Genomic DNA, 22,378 nt, shown 5'->3' with positions numbered 1-22,378 from the left:
ACTCACGAGGTCAGCGCTGGGTGTAGACGGTGACGATGGGCGCGCGGAGGAGCCGGTCCTGGTCGCTGAAGCCGACCACCTCGGTCTCCGCCACGGTGCCGACCAGCGACTCGTCGTCGGTCACCACCGCACCGCCAGCCTCGTGCAGCGCCGGGTCGAACCGCTGGCCGTCCGGCCGCAGCGCGGTCACCCCGATCCCGGCGAGCCCCTGCTGCAATCGTTCCACCACGCCGCCGCTGCGCGCCCGGTCCATCGCGTAGAGGCAGAGGTGGATCAGCGCCAGCCGGTCGGCCAGCGCCTGCTCGAGCGCGCCGGGGCCGGCACCGGTGGCATGCGTGACGACTGCTGGTACGGGGTCCACATCGGAGTCCGACGCATCGGCCCGCTCGGCGGTTCCCTGCTCTTCCGGCTGCTCGGCAGGCTTGTCCTGCTGCTTGTCCATCTCGGCCTCGGCGTCCGCGATGACCTTGGCCGGGATCTTGCCGGTCGGCAGGTCCTCCAGCTTCCGCTGACCCGCCCGGCTCTCCCTGCGGAACCACGAAGACACCGTCTATCACCCCTTCACGCGCGGAGTTGCTGCCAGATCAGGAAGTAGGCGCGGTGCACCACATGCGCCACCCGGCTCTGCGCCGGGGTCGCGCCGAAGGACGCGAAGGAACGCCACCAGCCGGCCCGCTCCAGCGAGAACGCGGCCAGCTCCTCGCGCGAGCCGCCCGGCAGGCCGAGCTGCGCGCCGAGGTCGGCGTTGCTGCCCACCCGCAGCACCTCCTCGGTGAGGTCTTCGGGCATGTCCACCGCCCCGGAGGCGACCAGGGTGAGCGCTTCCAGCAGCCGGAGCTGGTGCGCCTCCGGCTTGGCCAGCAGCACCTCGATCGCGTCGTGCACCCGCTGCCGCTCGGCGGGATCGCCCGAAGCGTGCGCCAGCGCGGTCACCGAAGCGAGCGCCGCGGCGGCTTTGATCCCGTCCGCGCGTGCCGCGAACACCACGTTCAACCTGGCCCGCACGGCGGCGAGGCCGGAGGAGTCGAGCAGGGTGCGGCGCAGCGCGCCGGCGGTGATCGACGGCTCCGCCCTGATCGCGTCCACCGCGCAGCGCACGCCGTAGAGGTCGAGTTTCTCCAGCAGCCGCAGCCTGGTTCCGGAAGGGACATCGCATTCCCAGGTGGTGAAGATGTCCGCGGAGAGCAGCATGGTCTCCAGCACGTCCGGCTCGAGCGCGGCCAGTCCGCGCAGCGCCTCGGCGTCGGCCGAGGTGAACCCGCCGGACTCGGCGGACTCGGCGACCAGGCTGATCACCGGCAGCACGTCGGCCACCCGCGGTTTCAGGGTGGCGGCCTGCTTTTCGGCGAGCACGGTGGCCGCCGTCCACACCGGGTTGCCGGTCTCCTCGGCACCGGCCACCGACTCCGGCGCGATGGTGTCCGCCTTGTTCAGCACCGCGATCGCGTTCACCGGACCGGCCTCGCGGCTGGCGGTGGCCGCGGTGAACGCGGCCAGTGCCTGCTGGTCGTCCGCCCGGATGCCCTGGGTGACCACGTAGAGCACGGCCTCCGCGCCGGCCACCGCGCTGCGCGAGGTGTCGTCCAGCTCGGTGCCGTCCTCGTCGGGGTCGTCTCCGGAGTCACCGCTGCCGGCCGCGCCCAGCAGCTGCTCGGTCCTGGACACCGATGCGGCGTCCAGCGAGCCGAGGCCGGGGGTGTCGATCACGGTCATGTCCTGCAGCACCGCATTGGTCAGGTACGCCTCGAGATGGGAGACCTCGGCGATGTCCACGCCAAGCTCGGCCGGGATCATGCCGTCCGCGGCGAACGGCAGCACCTGCTTGCGGCCGTCGGCGAAGACCACCTCGACCCGGTCCACGGTGCCGTACTGGAACCGGGTGACCAGGCGGGTGCACTCGCCAACGTCGGTCGGCGCCACCCGGCGCCCGATCAGCGCGTTGACCAGGGTGGACTTACCGGACTTGATCCGCCCGGCGACGGCGACCTGCAGCGGCGCACCGAGCCGGCGCAGCACCTCACCGAACCCGGCCGCGGTGCGCGCGGAGACCTGCGGCTGGAGCCGGCGGCACAGGTTCGCGACCGACATCGACAGCGGGCCCGCGAAACGGCCCTGCTCATTCGCTGCCGTCACGAGCCCGAGCCCCTCCCGATAACCGAACCTGCTGCCCGAATCGTGCCATGTCCCGGATCGGCGGGAACGCGGCGTCATCCCGCGGTCGGATCACGGGTGCTACCGCGGGGCGACGCGCGGCGGCGGTGCGCGACCTAGGCTGAACCGGTGCGACGGCTAAGCCTGTGGATGCGGGCACACCCGATCGTCGGGGACAGCCTGATCGCCCTGCTGTTCGGGCTCTTCGACCTGCTGCTCTTCGTGGCCGACGCGGACGTGCCCGGCCAGCGGATGCCGCCCTGGTACATCACCGTGCCGCTGGACCTGGCGATCGTGCTGCCGCTGGTGGTCCGGCGCAAGTACCCGCTGCAGATGGCCTACGCGGTGCTGGTCATCGGCGTACCGCACAGCGTGCTGCAACTCGGCGCGGCCAGCCTGATGACCGGTGCGATCGCGCTGTACACCGTGGTCGTCTACGCCAGGCGGCGACAGGCGGCGATCTACCTCGTCGCGCTGGTACTGGTGACCGCCGGCCAGTTCACGCTGCCCCCGATGGAAGATGACGTCGTGGTCATCGCGCTGATGACCGCGCTGTCGCTGGCGCTGGCCTGGGTGCTCGGCGAGTTCGTCGGCGCCCGGCGCGCCTACCACGTCGAGGTGGAGGCCAGGCTGCACCTGCTGGAGACCGAGCGCGACCAGGCGACCAGGATCGCGGTCGGCGAGGAGCGCAGTCGGATCGCCCGCGAGCTGCACGACGTGGTCGCGCACGCGGTGAGCGTGATGGTGGTGCAGGCCGACGGCGCGTCCTACGCGATCAAGTCCAACCCGGCGCTGGCCGAACGCGCCGTGCAGACCATCTCGGAGACCGGTCGGGAAGCGCTCGGTGACCTGCGGCGGCTGCTGGACGTGCTGCGCAACGAGGATTCCGACGGCGAGCCGCGGGTGCCGCAGCCGGACACCGAGGCGCTCGGCGAGCTGGCCGAGCGGGTGCGCACCGCGGGGGTGCCGGTGCGGTTGGAGCTGACCGGCGAGCTGACCGGGCTGCCGGCCGGGGTTTCGCTCGGGGTGTACCGGATCGTGCAGGAGGCGCTGACCAACACGCTCAAGCACGCCGGGCCGGGGGCAAGGGCCGAGGTGCGGGTGCGCCAGGACGACGACGTGGTGGAGGTCGAGGTGTGCGACGACGGCGCCGGGCGGGCGCGGCAGCTGGTGCCGCCGGCGGTGGCGGGTCCGCTGCCCGGCGGCAACGGGCTGATCGGCATGCGGGAACGGGCGCACGTCTTCGGCGGCGAGCTGGAGGTGGGCCCGCAGCCCGGCGGCGGCTGGCGGGTGCACGCGACCCTGCCGGTTAGGTTGGCGCGATGATTCCTTACCTCACGGAGGCGGCATGATTTCCGCCGACGTACTCACTCCCGCGGAGGCGGCATGATTTCCGTAGTGGTCGTGGACGACCAGGAGCTGATGCGGGGCGGGCTGCGCATGGTGCTCGGCGCGCAGGAGGACATCGAGGTCACCGGGGAGGCCGGGGACGGCGCCGAAGCGATCCGGCTGGCCGAGAAGCTGCGACCGGACGTGGTGCTGATGGATGTCCGGATGCCGGTGCTGGACGGGGTGGAGGCGACGAAACGGATCGTCGCCGCGGGTACCGCGAGGGTGCTCGTGATGACCACCTTCGACCTGGACGAGTACGTCTACGCGGCGCTGCGCGGCGGGGCCAGCGGCTTCCTGCTCAAGGACACCCCGCCGTCGCACCTGGTGTCCGCGTTGCGCGCGGTGGCCAGTGGCGAGGCGGTGGTTTCGCCGTCGGTGACCCGGCGGCTGCTGGACCGGTTCGTCGGCACCGGCGGGCAGCCGCTGCGCGACGCGGCGGTGCTGAACGTGCTCACCGACCGGGAGCGCGAGGTGCTGGTGCTGATCGCGAAGGGCCTGTCGAACATCGAGATCGCGGAGGCGCTGTTCCTGTCCGAAGCCACGGTGAAAACGCACGTGGGGCGCATCCTGTCGAAGCTGGAGCTGCGAGACCGGGTGCAGGCTGTGGTGCTCGCCTACGAAACCGGCCTCACCCGCCCCGGCACCGGCTGACCCAAGGCAAATAGCCGGCTTTTCGCCCTCGATCGAAAGGGCAAAAAGTCGGCTATTTGCCGGTACGGCGGGCCAGTGCCAGGCGGACGGTGTCGACCAGGTCGAGCGGAGCGCCGTACAGCCACTCCTTGGTCACGACGATGACCTCCCAGCCCGCCGCCGCCAAACGCCTCCGGCGCTCGATGTCCCGTTCCGTCTGCGCGGCTTCCTGATGCCATTGACCGTCGTACTCGACCGCGAGCCGGCACTCCTCGACAGCCAGGTCGAGCCTGGCCAGGAACTGGCCGTGCACGACCACATCGAGTTGCGGCACGAAGTCGAACCCGTTCAGTTTCAGCAGGACACGCAACTCCGATTCGGGGATCGACTCGGCACGCGGGTCGGCGAGCTCCAGCGCCCGGCGAGCGCGGACCACGCCGTGGTCATGCCTGTGCTCGAGAAAGGTCCGCAGCGCCGCGCGTTCGACGAACTCGGCGCGGAGCAGCGAATCCAGCAACGCCACCGTGCGCATCAGCGACTTCCGCAGCCTGGTGCTGGTCAGGATGTCCAGAGTCGCACGCAACGGGGTGGCCAGCCGTACCGGTTCCCAATCCTCGAACTCGGCCTTGGCCAGATCGGTGCGTTTGATGTCGAGGCCGGGCTGCGCGACGAACTTCGCCAGGTCGGGAACCAGAAATTCGACCGGGTCTCTGGCGTCGGCAAGCGGCAGGCCGCGCACCGTGACCGCCGAGCAGCCGGTGAGCACCGCCGGACCTGGCGCGATCAAGGCGGCTGCCTGACAACGCAGCTCGTGGGTGACCGGCATCTTGGCCGGTACGTACACGCCGCGAAACAGTCGTCCCAGTGCGGGTGAGCGGAGCTGCTTCGCGGTCAGCCAGCCCTCGGACAGGGCATGGCTGCCGAGGAATGGTCCGGTGATGTCCGGCATGCATCTTGGTGTTCTCACCCTGCGAATCGTGCAGGCCGGGGCGCTCCGACGGGACCGATCGCGAGCGTGCCTGTGGACAACTCACCCCTCCCGGCCAGTTGTCCACAAATCGCCCAACGCCCTCAAGGGCAAATAGCCGACTTTTTGCCCCACACCGAAAGGGCAAGAAGTCGGCTATTTGCCGGTTAGCGGAAGGGGGTGGGGTCGGTGGTGACGGGGTCGAGGCCGGGGGTGCGGACCTCGGCCATCCAGCGGCCGAAGTCCGGCCGTGAACCGTCGACGTCGGTGAGGCCGTACTCGTGCATCAGCGTCCACGAGGCCAGCGTCTGCCCGGCGAAGCGGGAGACCTTCGGGTCGGTGGCCAGCGCCGCCACCCCGCGGCCGAGCAGGGTCGGCGTCTCGGAGATCGCGAAGTCGGCCGGCGCGCTGGTGGACACCGCGTCCCGCCAGTTCTCCTCGGTGACGCCGAACAGCTCCAGCATCGACTCCGACCGCAGGAACCCCGGCGTCACGGTCATCCCGGTGCAGCCGACCTTGGCCAGCTCGGCACCGAGCGCCCTGCCGATCGCCCGCACGCTGCATTTCGCCAGGTAGTAGGGGACGCCGGCACCGACGTAGTCGTCGTTGTCGCCGTCGGTCACCTCGATCACCAGGCCGCCCTCGCGGCGCACCACCAGCGGCAGCAGCCGGTGCAGCGCGATCAGGTGGGTGTCCACCGCGTTGCGCACCACCAGCAGCGCGTTGTCCAGGTCGGAGTCCCAATACGTCGACTCGAAGTCGACGAACGGGTCGCCGCCCCAGACGTCGTCGACCAGGATGTCCAGCCGCCCGTCCACTTCGGACTCGATCCTGGCCCGCAGCGCGTCCACATCGGACACCGAGGTGAAGTCGCAGCGCACCGGGATCCCGCGCCCGCCGGCCGCGTCGACCAGTTCGGCGGTGTCTTCGATGGTCTCCGCGCGCTTCATCGGCGAACCGGCGTCCCTGGTGGTGCGCCCGGTGACGAACACGGTCGCCCCCTGCCTGCCCAACTCGACCGCGATCGCCCGGCCACAACCCCTGGTCGCACCGGTGACCACGGCCACCGCGCCAGCCAGCTCGTTCATTCAGCCTTCTCCTCCCCGGCGCCAGCCGGCTAGTACCGCATCAACGTCCTGATTCACCCGATCGGCCAGCCGCCCCACCGGCCGCACCGACCAGTCGAGCGCGATTCCGTTGAGCACCGACACCAACACCCTTGCCGCGCGGGCCGGCGGTGGCGCACCCGGAAGTTCCGGCGCGACGTCCCGGACCAGCCGTCGCAGTTCCTTCTCCACCGCGGCGAAATGCTCGCCGAGCAACGCCCGCAGGACGGGGTCGCCGATGTCGACGCCGAGCTGGCCGAGATGGTTGGCCGCGGTCTCGGCGTCACCGAGGCCGGCGTACACGCATCGCAGTGCCGCCCGCAGTCCCTCCAACGGACTAGTCGCGCCGACGACCGCCGCCGCCATTTCCGCCACCACGGCCCGGGTGTTCTCCCGGCTCACCGCCTGCAGCAATCCGTTCTTGGAACCGAAGCGCTGCGCCACCGTGCCCACCGCGGTGCCCGCCTCCGCGGCAACCTGAGCGAGCGTGAAACCGGGCCCGACCTGGCCGATCACCAGTGCCGCCGCGCTCAGCAGCCGTTCGTCGGTGATCGTGCGAGGTCTGACCACGAGAGTTATTGAACCACGGTTCATTAATGAGCGCAAGCGGTACCCCCTGCCGATCCCGGGGTCCGTTCAGGGTCGGAGTCAGGGTCATCACCGATCGCTCTGAGCGACAAAGCGCGCTTAGCTACTACTCAGGTCGGGGGCAAGTTCGGTCCGCAGGATGACGCGCCGCGACCACCGGATCGGACAGGATCGTGATCGTCGGAAATACGGGGAAACGATCCGGCCAATGCCAGCGCGGGGGCGAACCGCAACCAGGAGGAGAACTCATGATCGAGGCGTCTGGCCTCACCAAGAGGTATGGCAAGACGGTGGCGGTGAACAATTTGTCGTTCAACGTCGAGGCGGGTCGGGTGACGGGGTTTCTGGGGCCGAATGGTGCTGGGAAGTCGACGACGATGCGGATGATCTTGGGGTTGGACAATCCGTCGGCGGGGCAGGTGCGGATCGGGGGGAAGCGGTATCACGAGTTGAAGCAGCCGTTGCGGACGGTGGGGGCGTTGTTGGATGCGAAGTGGGTGCATCCGAACCGGTCGGCGCGGTCGCATCTGGCGTGGATGGCGAAGTCGAACAAGTTGCCTGCTCGTCGGGTGGATGAGGTGTTGGAGACGGTGGGGCTGTCGAATGTGGCCTCGAAGCGGGCGGGTGGTTTTTCTCTGGGGATGTCGCAGCGGTTGGGGATCGCGGCGGCGTTGTTGGGGGATCCGGAGGTGCTGCTGTTCGATGAGCCGGTGAACGGTTTGGATCCGGAGGGGATTTTGTGGATCCGGAAGTTCATGCACCGGTTGGCGGATGAGGGGCGGACGGTGTTCGTGTCGTCGCATTTGCTCTCGGAGATGGCGTTGACGGCGACGCAGTTGGTGGTGATCGGGCGGGGGCAGTTGATTTCGCAGTCGTCGACGAAGGATTTCGTGGCGCGGGCGGCGGAGAACACGGTGAAGGTGCGCAGCCCCCAGCTCGACCAGCTCCGCGGCGCGTTGGAGGGGGCCAGCGCCACCATCGCGGCCGGCGAGGACGGCGGCATCCTCGTGTCCGGAATGGACAGTGACAAGATCGGCGAACTGGCCGCCCGCGATGGCATCGTGCTGCACGAGCTGAGCCCGCAGACCGGCTCGCTGGAGCAGGCGTTCATGCAGATCACCGGCGACTCGGTGGAGTACCACACCGGGTTGGAGACCGAGGCGCGGCACGTGCTCGAGCCGGCCGGCAACTGACGCCCACCAGCACCGAAACCCAGGGGATTCGAGAAGACCATGACCTTGCTCGCAACGGAACGCATCAAACTGTTCACCACCCGGTCGCCGTGGTGGTGCGCCCTGATCGCCTTGGCCGTGATGGTCGGCTTCGGCGCGCTGATCGCCGGCACCAGCGAGGGCGGTGGCGACCTCTCCGTCGCCACCAGCCAGTTCGGCTACCAGTTCGGGCTGCCGGTGGTGATGGTGCTGGCCGCGCTGGCGGTCACCACCGAGTACCGCTTCGGCACCATCCGCACCACCTTCCAGGCGGTGCCGGCGCGCGGCAGGATGCTGCTCGCCAAGACCACCGTGGTCGCGGTGCTGGCGCTGGTCATCGGCGAGCTGTCCGCGTTCGGCTCGCTCGGCGTGGCCGCGCTGATCAAGCCCGCCGGCGACTTCGCGCTGAACAGCTCGGCGGACTGGATCAACGTCGCCGGGGTCGGCGCGGTGTACGCGCTGTCCGCGGTGGTCGCGGTGGCCGTCGGCATCCTGATCCGGCACAGCGCCGGCGCCATCGCGCTGCTGCTGATCTACAGCCTGGTGGTGGAGTCGCTGGTGCCGATGATCCCCAATGTGGGTGACGACATCTACAAGTGGATGCCGTTCAACGTGGCCAACAAGTTCCTCACCGGCGACGGCGCCTCCAGGGGGATCGAGATGGCCGGGCCGCCGCTGTCCACCGCGACGCTGAGCCAGTGGGGCTCACTCGCCTTCTTCGCCGGCTTCGCGGCGCTCATGCTGATCATCGCGATCAGCACCGCCAAGAAGCGGGATGCGTAAACAAGAACCACCACAGGGGATATAACCGGCGACCGTCGCGGAATTCGGGGCGCGGCAACAGCCGGTACGGGGAAAGGTAGGCCCGGGTCGCCATTCGGGGGGCGACCCGGGCCTTTCTCGTGCGCCGGCCCGCTGATCCACTTCGGACGGTCGATCCCCGCAGCTCGTCCACGTTTTCGCCTGGCGGTAACAAACCGCAAGATCAAGACGACATAACGAGTGCGATCCATGCCCCTAGCGCAAGACGGCGGATTAAGACCACGTTAAGAGACTGTGGCGTCTCACACAGGGTGCGGACTAACCGCCGCCGGCCCGGTGGTATGGACGGCAGGTCCCGTCACCGACACTACGGAGGTGACCCTTGACGGTGGATACCGGCCGAGGAGTCGACAGTCCCATCCCATCCCCTGCTAACGGCGCGGTGCCACAACCGCGGCTCGAGGCCATGGTCGGCCTCGAATGGTCACAGGCTATCGAGCTGCCCAGGATCGCGGCGTCCGCCGGCAGGCCGTCCGAGATCCGCCGCGCCTGGGTGCACCGGGCGCCAGAGGACCACGTGCTCGCGTTGTTCCGCTCGGTCAGCGCCGGGCACGAACCGGTGCCATCCCCGTGGTGGCTGCGCGCGGTCGCGAACGGCGACCTCGGCTCGCGGATCGACGGGTTCCGCATCGAAGACCGCATCGCCCTGCTGCTCGGGCCGCGTCCCGGCTGGGAGTTCGTGCCGTGGGCGGCCGACGGCGAGTCCGGTTACTGGGAGTTCATGCCGTCCGAACGCGGCCAGGCCGGCCATTCCATTCCCACCACGGTGCTGAACACCGACCGACACCCGGGGTGGATCGATGTACTGCCCGCGCACAGCGGGCCGACCCCGGCACCGATCGCGGTGGCCGGGCTGGCCGGGCTGCGGGCCAGGCTGGGCGAGTTCGAAGCAGTCCGCTGAGCTAGCCGGTTCACCCCGGCCGAGCCGGTGCGGCGGCGGTCGTGCTGGACTTGCCGGGTGGAGAGTGAGCGGCAACCACGCCTGCGCAGCGTGGTCAGTTACGTGCAGCGCGGCGGTCGGATGACCGTCGGCCAGGAGCGGGCCTGGCGGGACCGGTGGCCGGAGCTCGGCCGGAAAGTGGCCGAACTTCCCCCCGGTCCGGTGGACTTCACCGAATGGTTCGGCCGCCCGGCGCCGGTGCTGCTGGAGATCGGCTCCGGCATGGGCGAGACCACGTCCCAGCTGGCCGCGGCCGCGCCGGAGCTCAACTACGTCGCGGTCGAGGTGTACGAGGCCGGGCTCGGCCAGCTGATGCTCCGCGCGGACAACCTCGGCGTGGCGAACCTGCGGCTGCTGCACGGGGACGCCGTGGTGCTGCTGACCAGGCACATCGAGCCGGACTCGCTGTCCGGGGTGCGGATCTTCTTCCCGGACCCCTGGCCGAAGAAGAAGCACCACAAGCGGCGGCTGGTGCAGCCCGCGTTCGTCGCGCTGGTGGCGTCCCGGCTGGCGCCGGGGGCGACCCTGCACTTGGCCACCGACTGGGAGCACTACGCGGAGCAGATGCTCGCGGTGTGCTCGGCCGAGCCACTGCTGCGCAACCGGCACGACGGCTGGGCGCCGCGGCCGGACTGGCGGCCGGTCACCAAGTTCGAAAACCGCGCCAACGCCGAGGGCCGCGTCTCCCACGACCTCGTCTTCGAGCGCGTTTCCCCAGCTCAGACGTCGTGAGTGGAAAGTGTTGCTTGGGCAACACTTTCCACTCACGACCTAGGTGAAGGGCCGCCCTCCCCCGACAGCAGGGCGGCCCCGCGGGTCACTCGTCGGCGAGGGGCTCGGCCCGCACCCGGTTGAGCGCCGGGGTGCACACCGAAGCGGCCAGCACGGCGACCCCGATGCCGAGCACCACCGGCGCCAGGATCCACGGGCTGAGCACCACCGAGCCCTCGTTGACCAGGCTGAACAAGCCGAGCCCGACCAGCGTCCCGGCCACCCCGGCACCGACGGTGGCCACCATCGCGGGCATCGCCGCCTCCGTGCGCAACGCCCTGGCCAGCACCTTCACCGGAGTACCGGCCGCGATCAGCGCGCCGAAGGTGCGCCGCCGGTCCATCACCGAGCCGGCGGTGGCCACCGCCGCACTGCAGCCGGCCAGTATCGCGGCCGCGACCAGCCCGATCACCGTTACCCGGCGCAGGTCCGCGAGCTGGGTCTGCTGGCTGTCCAAGGTCAGCTCCCGGCTCTCCACCTGCTCACCGGCCGCGGCCCCGACCAGCGCGGTGCGCACCACCTCGCGGTTCGCGTCGGTGGTCTGCACGGCCACCGTGCTCCGCTCCGGTTGTACCCCCGGCGGCAGCGCAGCCGGGTCGATCAGCAGCGACCCGGAGCCGGCCAGGTCGGCATCCGCCCGCACCACCGTCATCGGCGTACCCGCCGCGAACGGCATCGCCGGATCGCCGGGAGCCCCCGTGCCGGACACCTTCACCTCGTTCAGGTCCACCGCGTAGGTGCCGTAGACGCCCGGTGCCCCGGTGCACGAGCCGGCCAGCACGAACCTGGTCAGCTCGGCCGCCTTGGCGCAGTCCAGCACCAGCGCCTGCTGGCTGGAGCCGCTCGGCGCGGTCAGCATCACCTTCGGGATCTCGACCGCCCGGACGCTCTGCCCGTACTTGGCCAGCCCGTCGTTCGCCTGGCCGACCATGGTCGCGGCGTGCTCCGGGTCGGTGTCCGCGTAGAGCACCGAGTCCTGGTACGACCGCCCGCCACCGGCCAGCGCCTCCAGGCTGGGCAGCAGGGTGAGCGCCATCGAGCCGGTGAACACCGCGAGCACCACCCCGGCGGACGCGCGGTAGGCGCCCCTCGGATCGTCGCGCAGCCGCCGACCGGCCAGCAGCCCGGACGGGCGGCGCCAGCCGCGGACGAAGCTGCCGCCGACCGCCGAAGTCAGCCACGGCCCGACCACCGCTGCCGCGCCGACCACCAGCACCAGGCCGAGCAGCACCATCATCAGCCCGCCAGAGTCGCCGGACGACGTCACCGCGTACAGGAAGAACAGGCCGGCCACCGGCAGGGCCAGCAACCGCCACCAGTGCAGCGGTTTGCGGGTGTGCCCGCCGGACGCGATCAGCGGGTTGCTGAGCACCCGGCGCAGGCCGAGCACCCCGGCCAGCACCACCAGCACCGGCATCGCGGCCACGATCACCGCGGTCAGCACCGGCGGCAGGGCGAAGTCGGTGGACTGCCAGGTGCCGCCGTCCCACGGCACCAGCGTGGCCAGCCCGTGCAGCACCGGGCTCAGCGCGAATCCGAGCAGGGTGCCGGCCACCGAGCTGATCGCGGTCTCCGCGGCCACCATGCCGGTGACCTGCCCCGGGGTGGCACCGGCCAGGCGCAGCGCGGCGAGCCGGCGTTCCCGGCGGGCCGCGGTCAGCCTGGCCGAGGAGGCCACCAGCACCAGGCTCGGCACCAGCAGCACCACCACGCCGACCCCGGCGAGCAGTTGCAGCTCGGAGTCCGGAGACGCGGTGCCCGTGGTGAACCCCCGCATCGGGGACGCGTTCGCCGGCATGTCCTCCGGGGTGTGCCCGACCAGCGCGACCAGCTGTTCCGGGAACTTCAGCGCGTCCTGGCCGAGCGCCCCCGCCAGGTCGCCGCCGAAGCGGTCGCCCAGCTGCGCGGCCGGCAGCCGGTGCATCAGCTCGCCCAGCTCCGGGGACACCAGCGCCTCACCGGGCGCCGGCAGCTTCGGCACCCCGGGCGGAAGCTCCACTGTGGACGAATCGCCGACCGCGGCGACGTCCACCCGGACGATCTTCTGGCCGCCGCTGTAGTCCGTGCTGGCCGCCAGCAGCAGACTCGCCTGCTCCTGCCCGCCGGCGTAGGAGGGCTCCTGCCACAGCGCGCGCTGCGCCCGCACCTGGGTCGCGAACGGCAGGCTGACCAGCAGCAGCACCAGCCCGGTCGCCACCGCCACGCCGACCGTGGTGAGGATCGCCGAGGTGCGGGTCCGGCGGTCCACCCGGAGTACCCGGACGGCGAGCTTCAGCGCGTTCACGACGGCACACCGACGGCGATCAGGCCGTCCCGGATGCCCACCGTGCGGGGCATCGAGTCGGCCAGCTCGCGGTCGTGGGTCACCACGATCACCGCGGCTCCGGTCTCGTGCGCGGCACCGAGCAGCGCGTTCATCGTCTCGTGCCCGGTGCGGGTGTCCAGCGCGCCGGTCGGCTCGTCGGCGAAGATCACCTTCGGCCGGTGGGTCAGCGCCCGCGCGATGGCCACCCGCTGCGCCTCGCCGCCGGAGAGCTCACCGGGGCGCCTGCCCTCCTTGCCGCCGAGGCCGAGCCTGCCGAGCCATTCACCGGCCCGGGTGACCGCTTCGCGCCGCCCCGTGCCGCCGAGCAGCAGCGGCAGCGCCACGTTCTCCTCGGCGGTCAGCTCGGCGACGAGCATGCCGGACTGGAACACGAACCCGAACTCGCTGCGGCGCAGCTCGCTGCGCTTGCGCTCGCTGAGCTGGTCCACCCGCTGGCCGGACAGGAAGATCTGCCCGGCGTCGGCCCGCAGGATGCCGGCCAGCACGTGCAGCAGAGAGGTCTTGCCGGAGCCGGAGGGCCCGACGATCGCGACCGCCTCGCCCGCCTGGATGTCGATGTCGACCCCGGCCAGCGCGTTCGCCGTCCCGTACCGCTTGACCAGTCCTCGGCCGGTGAGCACCGGCGTGCCGTCCGTCCTGATTGGACCCGGTGGTCGCTGTGCGTGCACCACGTTCTCCCTCGTTGGTTGTCATCTGCTCGTGAAGCAGCTTCACCGAGGGGCGGGTCCGTCCACTTCGGGCAGAAGGCCGGTGTGCCGGACGCGGGCATCGGCCGATCGGCCGACCCCGTCCAGCCGGAAGGCCAAGGCGCGGACCGGGCTTGATCCTCTACCGTCTCGATGTGAGCACAGGGAACACAGGGCCGAACCCCATCCGAGAACAGGCCGCCAGCACCTGGCGGTGGCTCGGCCTGCCCGGCGTGGTGCTGGCCGCGGCGTTGCTCTGCGACCTGGCGATCGTGCTGCCCGCCGCCTTCGACGACACCGGTCCGGCCGGGCGCGACCTGCTGTTGCTGCCCGGCATTCTGGCGATGGCGGGCTGCGCGCTGTGGGCGCGGACCCGGCCGGCGGTGGCCGCCTTCGCCGGGGCCGCGGTGCTGGTGCTCTCCACTGTGCTGATCCGGCTCGGCGACGCGTCGCCGTATTCGACCGTGCTGACCGACCTCTCGATCACCGAGGTGGTCGCCGGGTTCGAACTGGTCTTCTTCTGCGTCCGCCGGGTGCGGGCCGGGGTCGCCTTCACCGCCATCGCGTCGCTGGTGATCGCCGGCCTGCTGGCGGCGTTCAGCCGGACCGAGTACGCCAACCGGCTCCTTCAGTCGCTGGTGATCGGCCTTGTCATCCTGGGCGCGGCGATCGCGGCCGGGGTGCGCGGCCGCCATCCGCAGCCGAAGGGCCAGGACAACCCGCTGACCGAGCTGCTCCGCGGCCAGTGGCCGGTGGTGGGCGGGCTGTCCCTGCTGCTGTTCCTGGAGCTCACCGCGGCCTCCAACACCGGGGCGCGCGCCTACCCGGTACTGCTCTGCTCGATCGCCGCCGCGGCCACCGCGCTGTACGCCGTGCGCCGCACCGTGGTGGCCGCGCTGCTCACCGCGGGACTGATCGCGTTGTCCGGCGCCGCCGCCGTGGTGACGAACCTGAAGGGCAGCAGCTACTCGGTCACCGGCTGGGTACCGATCACCCAGGTTGCCGCCGGCATGGTGGTGGTCACCTACCTGATCCGCTGGATCAAGCCGTCCAGGGCGTGGACCTGCATCGGGGTGCTGACCGTCGTGGTGGCGGGGGCCTCCGGCGTGAACACCGTCCGGGCTTCGCGGGGCGGGACGACCACCGAGTTGCAGCAGTCGTTCGTCGCGGCCGTGCTGCTGCTCGGCATCTCGGTGGCCATCGGGCTCTATCTGCGTTCCCGCGACTCCGAGCGCAAGCAGGTGGTGCAGTCGGCGGTCACCGATGCGCAGACCTCCGAGCGGATGGCGCTGGCCAGGGAGCTGCACGACGTGGTCGCGCATCACGTCACCGGGATCGTGGTGCAGGCGCAGGCGGCGAAGATGATGGGGGAGAAGGATCCGCGGATCGCGCTGGAGGCGATGGGCCGGATCGAGAACGCGGGCACCGAGGCGCTGGCCGCGATGCGCCGGCTGGTGCGCAGCATGCGCGGGGACGCGCCCGCGGGCAGCAGCGGTTTCGCCGAGCAGGCCACCACCGATCTGGCCGCGGACCTGCGCCGGCTGGTGGACGGTTCGAATCACGGCGTGCCAACCGAGGTCGAGCTCGAGCTGCCGCCGGACGTGCCGCAGGAGGTCGCGCGCTCGGCGTTGCGCCTGGTCCAGGAGTCGCTGACGAACGTCGGCAAGCACGCGGCCGGGGCGAAGAAGGCGGTCGTACTCGCCGAAGTGCTCGAAGGCGAGCTGCACCTCTGGGTGAGCGACGACGGCCAAAAGCGGGACGAGCGACCCGCCGGAGGCTCGGGCGGCTACGGTCTGATCGGCATGCGCGAACGGGTCGAGCTGCTGCACGGCAGGCTCACCGCCGGTCCGGGGCCGGACGGCGGCTGGCGGGTCGAGGCGTGGCTGCCGCTTGCTGGAGAAGGGGAACAGTGATTCGGGTACTCATCGCCGACGACCAGGACATGGTGCGCACCGGCTTCCGGATGATCCTCGACGCGCAGGAGGACATCGAGGTGGTGGCCGACGTGCCGGACGGGGTCGCGGCCATGGGAAAGGCGAGGGAGCTGCGGCCGGACGTCTGCCTGCTGGACATCCGGATGCCCGGCCTGGACGGGCTCGAGGTGACCAGGCAGTTGGCCGGGCCGGAGGTGACCGATCCGCTGAAGGTGGTCGTGGTGACCACGTTCGACCTGGACGAATACGTGCACACCGCGCTGCGCAACGGGGCGAGCGGGTTCCTGCTCAAGGACGCCGGCCCGGCGCTGCTGATCGAAGCGGTGCGGGCGGCGGCCAGGGGTGACGCGCTGGTGTCCCCGCAGATCACCGTGCGGCTGCTCAAGCATTTCGACGGCGGCGGCGCGAAACGGGACGTCAAGCCGCCGAAGGATCCGCTCACCGCGCGGGAGCTGGACGTGGTGCGGGCGGCGGCGCGGGGGCTGACGAACACCGAGATCGGCGAGGAGCTCTACCTTTCGCTGTCCACGGTGAAGACGCACCTGGCGTCGGTGCAGAACAAGATCGACGCCAGGAACCGGGTGGAGATCGCGGCCTGGGCTTGGCGCAGCGGGTTGATGGACGACTAGGGCGTCGTAAGGTCAAGGCATGCCTCGCCGTTTCCGCGCCCCGGTCGTCCTGCCCGCCGATCCGTCCTGCTCGGTCCTTCGCGACGGGGTGGTGGACATCGGCGACGACGGCAGGATCGTTTTCTGCGGCCTGGCCGCGGATGCACCGCCCTGGCCGGACCTGCTGGTCACCGAGCTGCCCGGGATCCTGTTGCCAGGACTGGTGAACACGCACGCGCACAGCCCGATGACGTTGCTGCGCGGGATGGGCGGTGAGCTGCCGCTGCTGCGCTGGCTGCGGGAGATCATCTGGCCGGCCGAGGCGCGGCTGCGGCCGTCGGACGTGCGCACCGGGATGGTGCTCGGCTCGGTGGAGATGCTCCGGCACGGGGTGACCACCAGCGCGGAGATGTACTTCCATTCCGAGCAGATGGCGGACGCGGTGCTCAGCACCGGCGCCAGGGTGCTGCTCGGCACCCCGATCATCGACCTGCCCGGGTTGGACTGGCGCGAGATGATCACCGCGACCGAGCGCTGGATCGACGCGGACGGGCTGCGCTGGGGGCCCGGCGAGCGGGTCGAGCTGACCTACACCGCGCACTCGGCCTACATGCTGCCGGTGGAGGCGCTCCGGCTGACCGCGGAGTCGGCGGCCGCGCGGGGTGCGCTGGTGCAGATCCACGTTGCCGAGGCCGCCGACGAGGACCTGGCGCAGCGCGCCGAGTTCGGTTCGGTGCCGAAGCTGCTCGACCGGGTCGGCATGTTGGCGGGCAGGGTGATCGCCGCGCACGCGATCCATCTGTCCGATGAGGACATCGCGTTGTTCGCCGAGCGGCGGGTCGGGGTCGCGCACTGTCCCGGCTCCAACGCGAAACTGGCCTCCGGCATGGCCAGGCTGCGGGAGCTGCGCGCGGCCGCGGTCCCGGTCGGTTTGGGCACGGACGGCCCGGCCAGCAACGACGACCTGGACCTGTGGGAGGAGGTTCAGCTCGCCGCGATGCTCAGCAGGCTCGCCACCGGCGACTCCACCGCGCTCGGTGCGGCATCGGCGCTGCTGCTGGCCACCAGGGACGGCGCGGCCGCGCTCGGCCGGGATGACATCGGCGCGCTGGAGCCGGGCCGGTGGGCGGACCTGGTGCACATCGACCTGGACGATCCCACCTTCGCCACCGGCCTCGACGTGCCGGACGACCAGCTGCTGTCGAACCTGGTGTGGGGCGCCGGCTCCCGCCGGGTGCGGGACGTGTGGGTGGCCGGGGAGCAGGTGATCGGCGAGGGCGAGTCGCTGCGGGTGGACCGCGCCAAGGCGCAGGCCGAGGTGGCTGAGGCGGCGGCCAGGATCCGGGGCTGATGACCCAGGACCTGCCGCCGATGACCGGGGTGCGCGCGGTGCTCGCCGCGGTGCACGCCCGCGGCTTGGTGGCCGCGGTCGGCGGCTCCGGCCTGCTGGCCGCGCTGGGCCTGGTCTCGCGGGTGCACGATTGGGATGTCACCACGGACGCGCCCGTGGACCAGGTGTCCTCCGCCCTGACCGCCGCCGGCCTCGCCTTCACTCCCGCTGCCGTGCGCGACGGCGCCTACGCGACCCGCGAACGTTTCGTGCTGCCGGACGGCCCGGTGGACCTGCTCGTCGGCTTCGCGCTGCGCACCGAGAATGGCGTCGTCGAGTTCCCGACCCGCGTCACCGGCCATTGGCGCGGCCTGCCGCTGGCCGACCCCGAGGTCTGGGCCAATGCCTACCGCCACCTCGGCAGACCGGAAAAGGCCGCCCTGCTCGACACCTGGCTCACCCGCTGAACAGCCGCTGCTGGAAGTCCGCTGCTGGAAATCCGCCGCCGAAATCCGCGCAAACCCCACCCGCGCAGCCCCCACCACTCCCGGGGGGCGACCCCGCTCCAGCCTATCGCCACCCCGCGACGCGGCGGGCGCGCGAAGGGCGGTTGTCCACAGGGCGGGGCAACTGTGCACAACTCGCGCGCACGACCGGTCAGCGCGGGCGGAGGACCAGTTCGGTGAGATGCGCCTCCGGGCTCGCGGAGACCGCGGCCAGCACGGCCATCGCCACCGAATCCGGTCGCAGATACTGATCCGGGGTGTACTCCTTGCCCTCACCGCGGACCACCGCCTGCTGCATCTCGGTGTCCGTGCGGCCGGGGAACACCGAGGTCACCCGGATCGACGGCTCCTCGGCCCGCAGCACATCGGCGAACGCCCGCAGCCCGAACTTGCTCGCCGCGTACGGACCCCAGCCCTCCCGCGCGTTGATCCCCTGACCCGAATTGATCAGCACCACGTGCCCGCCGGCGGCACGCAGCGCGGGCAGCAGCAGCCGGGTCAGCTCGACCACGGCCAGCAGGTTGACCTCGAAGTTCGTCCGCCACGCCGAAGAGTCCGCCTGCTCGACGGTGCCGAGCCGGGCGGTGCCCGCCGAATGCACGAGCACCGCCAGCTCGTCGATCGGCTCGGCCGCGGCCCGCAAAGCGGCCGGGTCGGTCAGGTCCACCGGCCACGGCTGCGCACCGGGCAGGTCCGCGGCACGCTCGGCCAGCGCGGTCGCATCCCGGCCGCCGAGCAGCAGCCGGTGGGTGGGCTCCAAAGCGTGTGCGACGGCCGCGCCGATGCCCCGCGACGCGCCGGTGACCAGTGCCAGTGGATTGTCTGCCATGGGACCGACCCTAAAGCCGGGCTTGACGGGACGCCGGTCGCGGGCATGAGATTCCGCAATGGACTCTCCCGTTGATCAGCACGGCAACCGGGTGCTGCGCAAGGTCGCGCTGCGCATCATGCCGTTCCTGGCGCTGCTGTACTTCGTGAACTACCTGGACCGGGTCAACATCGGCTTCGCCGGGCCGAACGGGATGAACAAAGAACTCGGCCTGACCGCCACCGCCTTCGGTTTCGCCTCGGGTGTGTTCTTCCTCGGCTACCTGGTACTGGAAGTGCCGAGCAACCTGGCGCTGCACCGGTTCGGCGCCCGCCGCTGGCTGGCCCGGATCATGATCACCTGGGGTGTGGTGGCCACCGTGATGGCCTTCGTGCCGAATCCGACCACCCTGGTAATCCTGCGTTTCCTGCTCGGCGTGGCGGAGGCCGGTTTCTTCCCCGGCATCATCCTGTACCTGACCTACTGGTTCCCGGCGTCGCAGCGGGCGAAGGCGGTCGCGCTGTTCATGGCGGCGGTCCCGGTGTCCTCGGCGATCGGCTCCACCGTGTCCAGCCTGCTGATCAGCGGCGGGCACGGGGTGTTCGGGCTGTCCGGCTGGCGGTTCATGTTCCTGGTGGAGGGCATCCCGGCGATCCTGCTCGCGGTGGTCACCTGGTACTACCTGACCGACCGGCCCGAGCAGGCGAAATGGCTGAGCGAAGACGAACGGAGCTGGCTGGCCGCCGAGCTGGACGCCGAACGGCGGGCCACCGAAGCCGAGCACCACTGGCCGTTGCGCAAGGCACTGACCCACCCGCGCATCCTCGGCCTCGCCTTTGTCTACTTCGGAATCGCGTACGGCCTGTACGCGCTCGGTTTCTTCCTGCCCACCATCATCGCCGGGTTCAAGCAGCAGTTCGGGACGAACTTCAGCACCTGGGAGTCCGGCCTGATCAACGCCATCCCGTATGTGATCGGCGCGGTGGCGATGGTGCTGTGGGCGCGCCACGGCGACCGGACCGGCGAGCGGAAATGGCATGTGGCGCTGCCGATGCTGCTCGGCGGGCTGGCCATCCCGATCGCGCTCTACCTCGGCAACCCGTTCGCCGCCATGGTGGCGGTGACGGTCTGCGCGGTCGGCGTGTGCGCGGCACTGCCCACCTTCTGGGCGCTGCCGTCGAACTTCCTCTCCGGCGCGGCCGCGGCTGGCGGCATCGCGCTGATCAACTCGCTGGGCAACATCAGCGGGTTCGCCGCGCCCTACATCACCGGCTGGCTGCGGGACCTGACCGGCAGCCAGCGCACCGGGATGTGGGCGGTCGGCGCCTGCATGGTCGCCGCCGCCTGCGTCGCGCTCGCCCTCGGAGCAAAACCGCAGGTCAGCCGTCGTGAGTGAAAAGTGTTGCCGGGACAACACTTTTCACTCACGAGCGGGTTAGCGGACGCCGATCTGGCCGGGGAAGCCGAAATGGCCCTTCTTCCAGACCGAGACGATGGACGGGCGCGGCTGCGACTTGCCGCCGTCGGGCCAGTGCGAGGTCGGGTTCGCCGAGTTCTCCGCGTCCTCACCGGGGTGCTGCACGGCGACCAGGACCAGATGGTCGGTGACCACCGGGCCGCAGGTTTCGGCACCGACCGGCACCGAAAGGAACTGCTTCACGTGGCCGCGCTCGGGGCCGTCCACCGGCACCGAGAACAGCCCGTCGTTTGCGCCGAGGGTGTTGCCGTCGGTGGAGATCCACAGGTTGCCGTGCCGGTCGAAGGCCACGTTGTCCGGGCACGAGATCGGCGAGACCTGGTCCTTGGGGAAGCCGCCGAAGTAGGTGTCCGCGGCCTTGGGGTCACCGCAGACCAGCAGCAGCCGCCAGGAGAACCGGGTGGCGGCCGAGTCGCCACCGGCCTCCTCCCACTCCAGCACGTGGCCGTTCTTGTTGCGCACCCGCGGGTTCGGCTCGTCCGCCCCGGCCTTGCCGGCCGCGCCGCGGTCGGTGTTGTTGGTCAGCGCGGCGTAGATCCGGCCGTTCACCGGGTTCGGCTCGATGTCCTCCGGGCGGTCCATCTTGGTGGCCCCGGCCTTGTCCGCGGCGAGCCGGGTGAACACGTACACCTCCTCCGCGGTGAAATCGTCCACAAAGGACTTGTCGCCGCTGGCAAGCGGGATCCACTCGCCGGTGCCGTCGAACTCGCCGTCCGCGGGCAGCTTGCCGGTGCCGTCGATCTCCGCGGCCGGGCTGTCGCCGGTGAACTTCGCGACGTACAGCGTGCCGTCGTCGAGCAGGGCCGAGTTGTGCCGCCGCGCCAGTGCGCTGCTGCCCTTCTTGTACTTGCCCTTGGACACGTACTTGTAGATGTAGTCGAACCGCTCGTCGTCACCGGAGTAGACCGCGACCCGACCGTCCTTGGTGATCTTGATGTTGGCCGCCTCGTGCTTGAACCGGCCGAGGTGGGTGTGCTTGGCCGGGGTGGAGTGCGGGTCGTTCGGGTCGATCTCCACCACCCAGCCGAACCGGTTCGGCTCGTTCGGCTCCTGCGCGATGTCCCATCGCTTGTCGAACCGCTCCCACTTCCGGGTGCTCGCGCCGCCGGCGAGGCCGTACCGCTTCTGCCTTGCCTGCGCTACCGGGTCGGTCACCTTGTCCGCGTTCGCGAAGTACTGGTTGAAGTTCTCCTCACCGGAGAGCACGGTGCCCCACGGGGTGACCCCGCCGGCGCAGTTGTTCTGGGTGCCGAACACCTTGCGCCCGCTCGGGTCGGCGGAGGTCTGCAGGAACTTCGAGCCCGCCGCCGGGCCGCGCACCTCGAACTCGGTGTTCAGCGTGATCCGCCGGTTCTGCCTGCTGGGCACCACGCGCAGCCCGCCGGCCACCGGGTCGCGCCAGGCCTGCACCACGCTCAGCCCGTGCGCAGCCCAGGCGATCTTGACCTGCTCCTCGGTCGGATTGTTCTTGTCGTACTGATCCGCCGGGAACATGTGCACTTCGGTGGAGTACTCGTGGTTGACCACCAGCAGGTTGCGCAGGCCGAGCGGGTCCTGCGGGATCAGCCCGACGAAGTCGTTGTTGTAGCCGAACTGCTTCTCCTGCGCGGCCGCGGTCTGCTTGGTGAAGTCGAACTTCGGTGCGCCCGGCACCACCGCGTCCCCCCAGCGGATGACCACGTTCTGCGCGTAGCCGTCCGGGATGGTGACCGCGTCCGCCTTGTTCGGCGGCACCGCGTCGAAGTCGGTGCCGCGCACCGGGCGACCGGGACGCTTCCCGGCCAGCGGTGCGGGGACCTCCGGCTCGGCGGCGGCCGCGGTAGGAGACAACGCGGCGAACCCGCCCGCCGCCACCGCCATCACCGCACTGGCCTTCAGCGCGCCACGACGGGAAACGACGTCCTTGACGACATCGCCGAAGTACTCGTTGCCGGAGGTGTTCGGCGCGTCGTGCGCACAGGCGTTGCCGCAGCGGTACTCGCAGGTGACGGCCGAACGACCGCCGGAGTGGTGGGGAAATAACGGCAGGTCAAAGCGGGTGGACAAGGGTCCTCCAGGTCGGGCATCACTCAGTCGGGGAACGGCCCGACGCTAAGCGCCCAAAACGAGGTGACCGGGTCCTCCA

The 22,378-nt window shown here is 70.8% G+C and carries 20 protein-coding genes; 11 read left to right on the top strand and 9 right to left on the bottom strand.

The genetic code is table 11. The features are described 5' to 3' along the window. Window positions 1–10: 10 nt before the first annotated feature. Complete coding sequence (grpE, locus tag AMYNI_RS0116735; protein ID WP_020669173.1) at window positions 11–547, bottom strand: nucleotide exchange factor GrpE; 537 nt, start codon at window positions 545–547, stop codon at window positions 11–13. Between the two features lie 14 nt (window positions 548–561). Further along, window positions 562–2,088, bottom strand: coding sequence for a dynamin family protein (locus AMYNI_RS0116730; RefSeq protein ID WP_020669172.1), 1,527 nt, complete (start codon window positions 2,086–2,088; stop codon window positions 562–564). A gap of 213 nt (window positions 2,089–2,301) precedes the next feature. Here AMYNI_RS0116730 and AMYNI_RS0116725 point away from each other — a divergent pair, with 213 nt between their 5' ends. Together AMYNI_RS0116725 and AMYNI_RS0116720 are read left to right on the top strand one after the other, a co-directional pair. Further along, the gene (locus AMYNI_RS0116725) at window positions 2,302–3,477 is read left to right on the top strand and encodes a sensor histidine kinase (RefSeq protein ID WP_020669171.1); all 1,176 of its coding nucleotides are present in this window, start codon (window positions 2,302–2,304) and stop codon (window positions 3,475–3,477) included. A 60-nt stretch (window positions 3,478–3,537) separates the two neighbouring features. Then, a complete protein-coding gene (locus tag AMYNI_RS0116720) occupies window positions 3,538–4,194 on the top strand; it encodes a response regulator (protein ID WP_020669170.1) in 657 nt (218 codons plus the stop codon). A gap of 52 nt (window positions 4,195–4,246) precedes the next feature. Here the strand turns inward: AMYNI_RS0116720 and AMYNI_RS0116715 are convergent, their stop codons facing one another. The 3 genes from AMYNI_RS0116715 to AMYNI_RS0116705 all read right to left on the bottom strand — a co-directional run bounded on the left by AMYNI_RS0116715 (window position 4,247) and on the right by AMYNI_RS0116705 (window position 6,816). Next, the gene (locus tag AMYNI_RS0116715; protein ID WP_245573936.1) at window positions 4,247–5,140 is read right to left on the bottom strand and encodes an endonuclease domain-containing protein; all 894 of its coding nucleotides are present in this window, start codon (window positions 5,138–5,140) and stop codon (window positions 4,247–4,249) included. Between the two features lie 167 nt (window positions 5,141–5,307). Further along, entirely contained in the window at window positions 5,308–6,228 is a 921-nt protein-coding gene (locus tag AMYNI_RS0116710) for an SDR family oxidoreductase (protein ID WP_020669168.1), read from the bottom strand. After that, entirely contained in the window at window positions 6,229–6,816 is a 588-nt protein-coding gene (locus tag AMYNI_RS0116705; RefSeq protein WP_020669167.1) for a TetR/AcrR family transcriptional regulator, read from the bottom strand. 266 nt (window positions 6,817–7,082) lie between these two features. On the opposite strand from AMYNI_RS0116705, the gene AMYNI_RS0116700 reads away from it, so the two are divergent. The 4 genes from AMYNI_RS0116700 to trmB all read left to right on the top strand — a co-directional run bounded on the left by AMYNI_RS0116700 (window position 7,083) and on the right by trmB (window position 10,539). Next, window positions 7,083–8,027, top strand: a complete 945-nt coding sequence (locus AMYNI_RS0116700; protein ID WP_020669166.1) for an ABC transporter ATP-binding protein — start codon at window positions 7,083–7,085, stop codon at window positions 8,025–8,027. 39 nt (window positions 8,028–8,066) lie between these two features. After that, complete coding sequence (locus AMYNI_RS0116695) at window positions 8,067–8,828, top strand: ABC transporter permease (RefSeq protein ID WP_020669165.1); 762 nt, start codon at window positions 8,067–8,069, stop codon at window positions 8,826–8,828. A gap of 445 nt (window positions 8,829–9,273) precedes the next feature. Further along, window positions 9,274–9,768 (top strand): hypothetical protein, encoded by a 495-nt coding sequence (locus AMYNI_RS0116690; protein ID WP_020669164.1) that lies wholly within the window; start codon window positions 9,274–9,276, stop codon window positions 9,766–9,768. A 57-nt stretch (window positions 9,769–9,825) separates the two neighbouring features. Further along, window positions 9,826–10,539 carry a tRNA (guanosine(46)-N7)-methyltransferase TrmB gene (gene trmB / locus AMYNI_RS0116685; protein ID WP_026360549.1) on the top strand — a complete coding sequence of 238 codons (714 nt, stop codon included), beginning with the start codon at window positions 9,826–9,828 and terminating at the stop codon, window positions 10,537–10,539. A gap of 85 nt (window positions 10,540–10,624) precedes the next feature. Here the strand turns inward: trmB and AMYNI_RS0116680 are convergent, their stop codons facing one another. Together AMYNI_RS0116680 and AMYNI_RS0116675 are read right to left on the bottom strand one after the other, a co-directional pair. Then, window positions 10,625–12,862, bottom strand: a complete 2,238-nt coding sequence (locus AMYNI_RS0116680) for an FtsX-like permease family protein (protein WP_020669162.1) — start codon at window positions 12,860–12,862, stop codon at window positions 10,625–10,627. After that, complete coding sequence (locus tag AMYNI_RS0116675; RefSeq protein ID WP_020669161.1) at window positions 12,859–13,524, bottom strand: ABC transporter ATP-binding protein; 666 nt, start codon at window positions 13,522–13,524, stop codon at window positions 12,859–12,861. The genes AMYNI_RS0116680 and AMYNI_RS0116675 overlap by 4 nt, the downstream gene beginning before the upstream one ends. A gap of 221 nt (window positions 13,525–13,745) precedes the next feature. Here AMYNI_RS0116675 and AMYNI_RS0116670 point away from each other — a divergent pair, with 221 nt between their 5' ends. From AMYNI_RS0116670 to AMYNI_RS0116655, 4 genes are read left to right on the top strand one after another with little or no spacing between them, the layout of a single operon-like run. After that, window positions 13,746–15,503, top strand: coding sequence for a sensor histidine kinase (locus AMYNI_RS0116670; RefSeq protein WP_040406978.1), 1,758 nt, complete (start codon window positions 13,746–13,748; stop codon window positions 15,501–15,503). Further along, the gene (locus tag AMYNI_RS0116665) at window positions 15,500–16,153 is read left to right on the top strand and encodes a response regulator (RefSeq protein ID WP_020669159.1); all 654 of its coding nucleotides are present in this window, start codon (window positions 15,500–15,502) and stop codon (window positions 16,151–16,153) included. The genes AMYNI_RS0116670 and AMYNI_RS0116665 overlap by 4 nt, the downstream gene beginning before the upstream one ends. Before the next feature lie 19 nt (window positions 16,154–16,172). After that, window positions 16,173–17,483, top strand: coding sequence for an amidohydrolase family protein (locus AMYNI_RS0116660; protein WP_020669158.1), 1,311 nt, complete (start codon window positions 16,173–16,175; stop codon window positions 17,481–17,483). After that, entirely contained in the window at window positions 17,483–17,929 is a 447-nt protein-coding gene (locus AMYNI_RS0116655; protein WP_020669157.1) for a hypothetical protein, read from the top strand. Before AMYNI_RS0116660 ends, AMYNI_RS0116655 begins: the two co-directional genes overlap by 1 nt. A gap of 190 nt (window positions 17,930–18,119) precedes the next feature. On the opposite strand, the gene AMYNI_RS0116650 is transcribed toward AMYNI_RS0116655, so the two are convergent. After that, window positions 18,120–18,797 (bottom strand): SDR family oxidoreductase, encoded by a 678-nt coding sequence (locus AMYNI_RS0116650; RefSeq protein WP_020669156.1) that lies wholly within the window; start codon window positions 18,795–18,797, stop codon window positions 18,120–18,122. 58 nt (window positions 18,798–18,855) lie between these two features. Here AMYNI_RS0116650 and AMYNI_RS0116645 point away from each other — a divergent pair, with 58 nt between their 5' ends. Further along, window positions 18,856–20,172 carry an MFS transporter gene (locus AMYNI_RS0116645; protein WP_020669155.1) on the top strand — a complete coding sequence of 439 codons (1,317 nt, stop codon included), beginning with the start codon at window positions 18,856–18,858 and terminating at the stop codon, window positions 20,170–20,172. Window positions 20,173–20,211: 39 nt separating this feature from the next. On the opposite strand, the gene AMYNI_RS0116640 is transcribed toward AMYNI_RS0116645, so the two are convergent. After that, window positions 20,212–22,299, bottom strand: coding sequence for a PhoX family protein (locus tag AMYNI_RS0116640; RefSeq protein ID WP_020669154.1), 2,088 nt, complete (start codon window positions 22,297–22,299; stop codon window positions 20,212–20,214). Window positions 22,300–22,378 lie beyond the last annotated feature (79 nt).

The organism is Amycolatopsis nigrescens CSC17Ta-90 (genome assembly GCF_000384315.1).
Taxonomy (GTDB): Bacteria; Actinomycetota; Actinomycetes; order Mycobacteriales; family Pseudonocardiaceae; genus Amycolatopsis; species Amycolatopsis nigrescens.
The sequence above is the reverse complement of the archived record's forward strand: the minus strand, read 5'-3'. Positions and strand labels throughout refer to the sequence as shown.

Bases quoted from the DNA above. Each gene is read 5' to 3' on its own strand.
- AMYNI_RS0116725 (WP_020669171.1), top strand. From the start codon at position 2,302: ATGCGGGCACACCCGATCGTCGGGGACAGCCTGATCGCCCTGCTGTTC.
- AMYNI_RS0116695 (WP_020669165.1), top strand. From the start codon at position 8,067: ATGACCTTGCTCGCAACGGAACGCATCAAACTGTTCACCACCCGGTCG.
- AMYNI_RS0116655 (WP_020669157.1), top strand. From the start codon at position 17,483: ATGACCCAGGACCTGCCGCCGATGACCGGGGTGCGCGCGGTGCTCGCC.
- AMYNI_RS0116650 (WP_020669156.1), bottom strand. From the start codon at position 18,797: ATGGCAGACAATCCACTGGCACTGGTCACCGGCGCGTCGCGGGGCATC.
- AMYNI_RS0116710 (WP_020669168.1), bottom strand. From the start codon at position 6,228: ATGAACGAGCTGGCTGGCGCGGTGGCCGTGGTCACCGGTGCGACCAGG.
- AMYNI_RS0116730 (WP_020669172.1), bottom strand. From the start codon at position 2,088: ATGTCGGTCGCGAACCTGTGCCGCCGGCTCCAGCCGCAGGTCTCCGCG.
- AMYNI_RS0116720 (WP_020669170.1), top strand. From the start codon at position 3,538: ATGATTTCCGTAGTGGTCGTGGACGACCAGGAGCTGATGCGGGGCGGG.
- AMYNI_RS0116645 (WP_020669155.1), top strand. From the start codon at position 18,856: ATGGACTCTCCCGTTGATCAGCACGGCAACCGGGTGCTGCGCAAGGTC.
- AMYNI_RS0116660 (WP_020669158.1), top strand. From the start codon at position 16,173: ATGCCTCGCCGTTTCCGCGCCCCGGTCGTCCTGCCCGCCGATCCGTCC.
- AMYNI_RS0116690 (WP_020669164.1), top strand. From the start codon at position 9,274: ATGGTCGGCCTCGAATGGTCACAGGCTATCGAGCTGCCCAGGATCGCG.
- AMYNI_RS0116700 (WP_020669166.1), top strand. From the start codon at position 7,083: ATGATCGAGGCGTCTGGCCTCACCAAGAGGTATGGCAAGACGGTGGCG.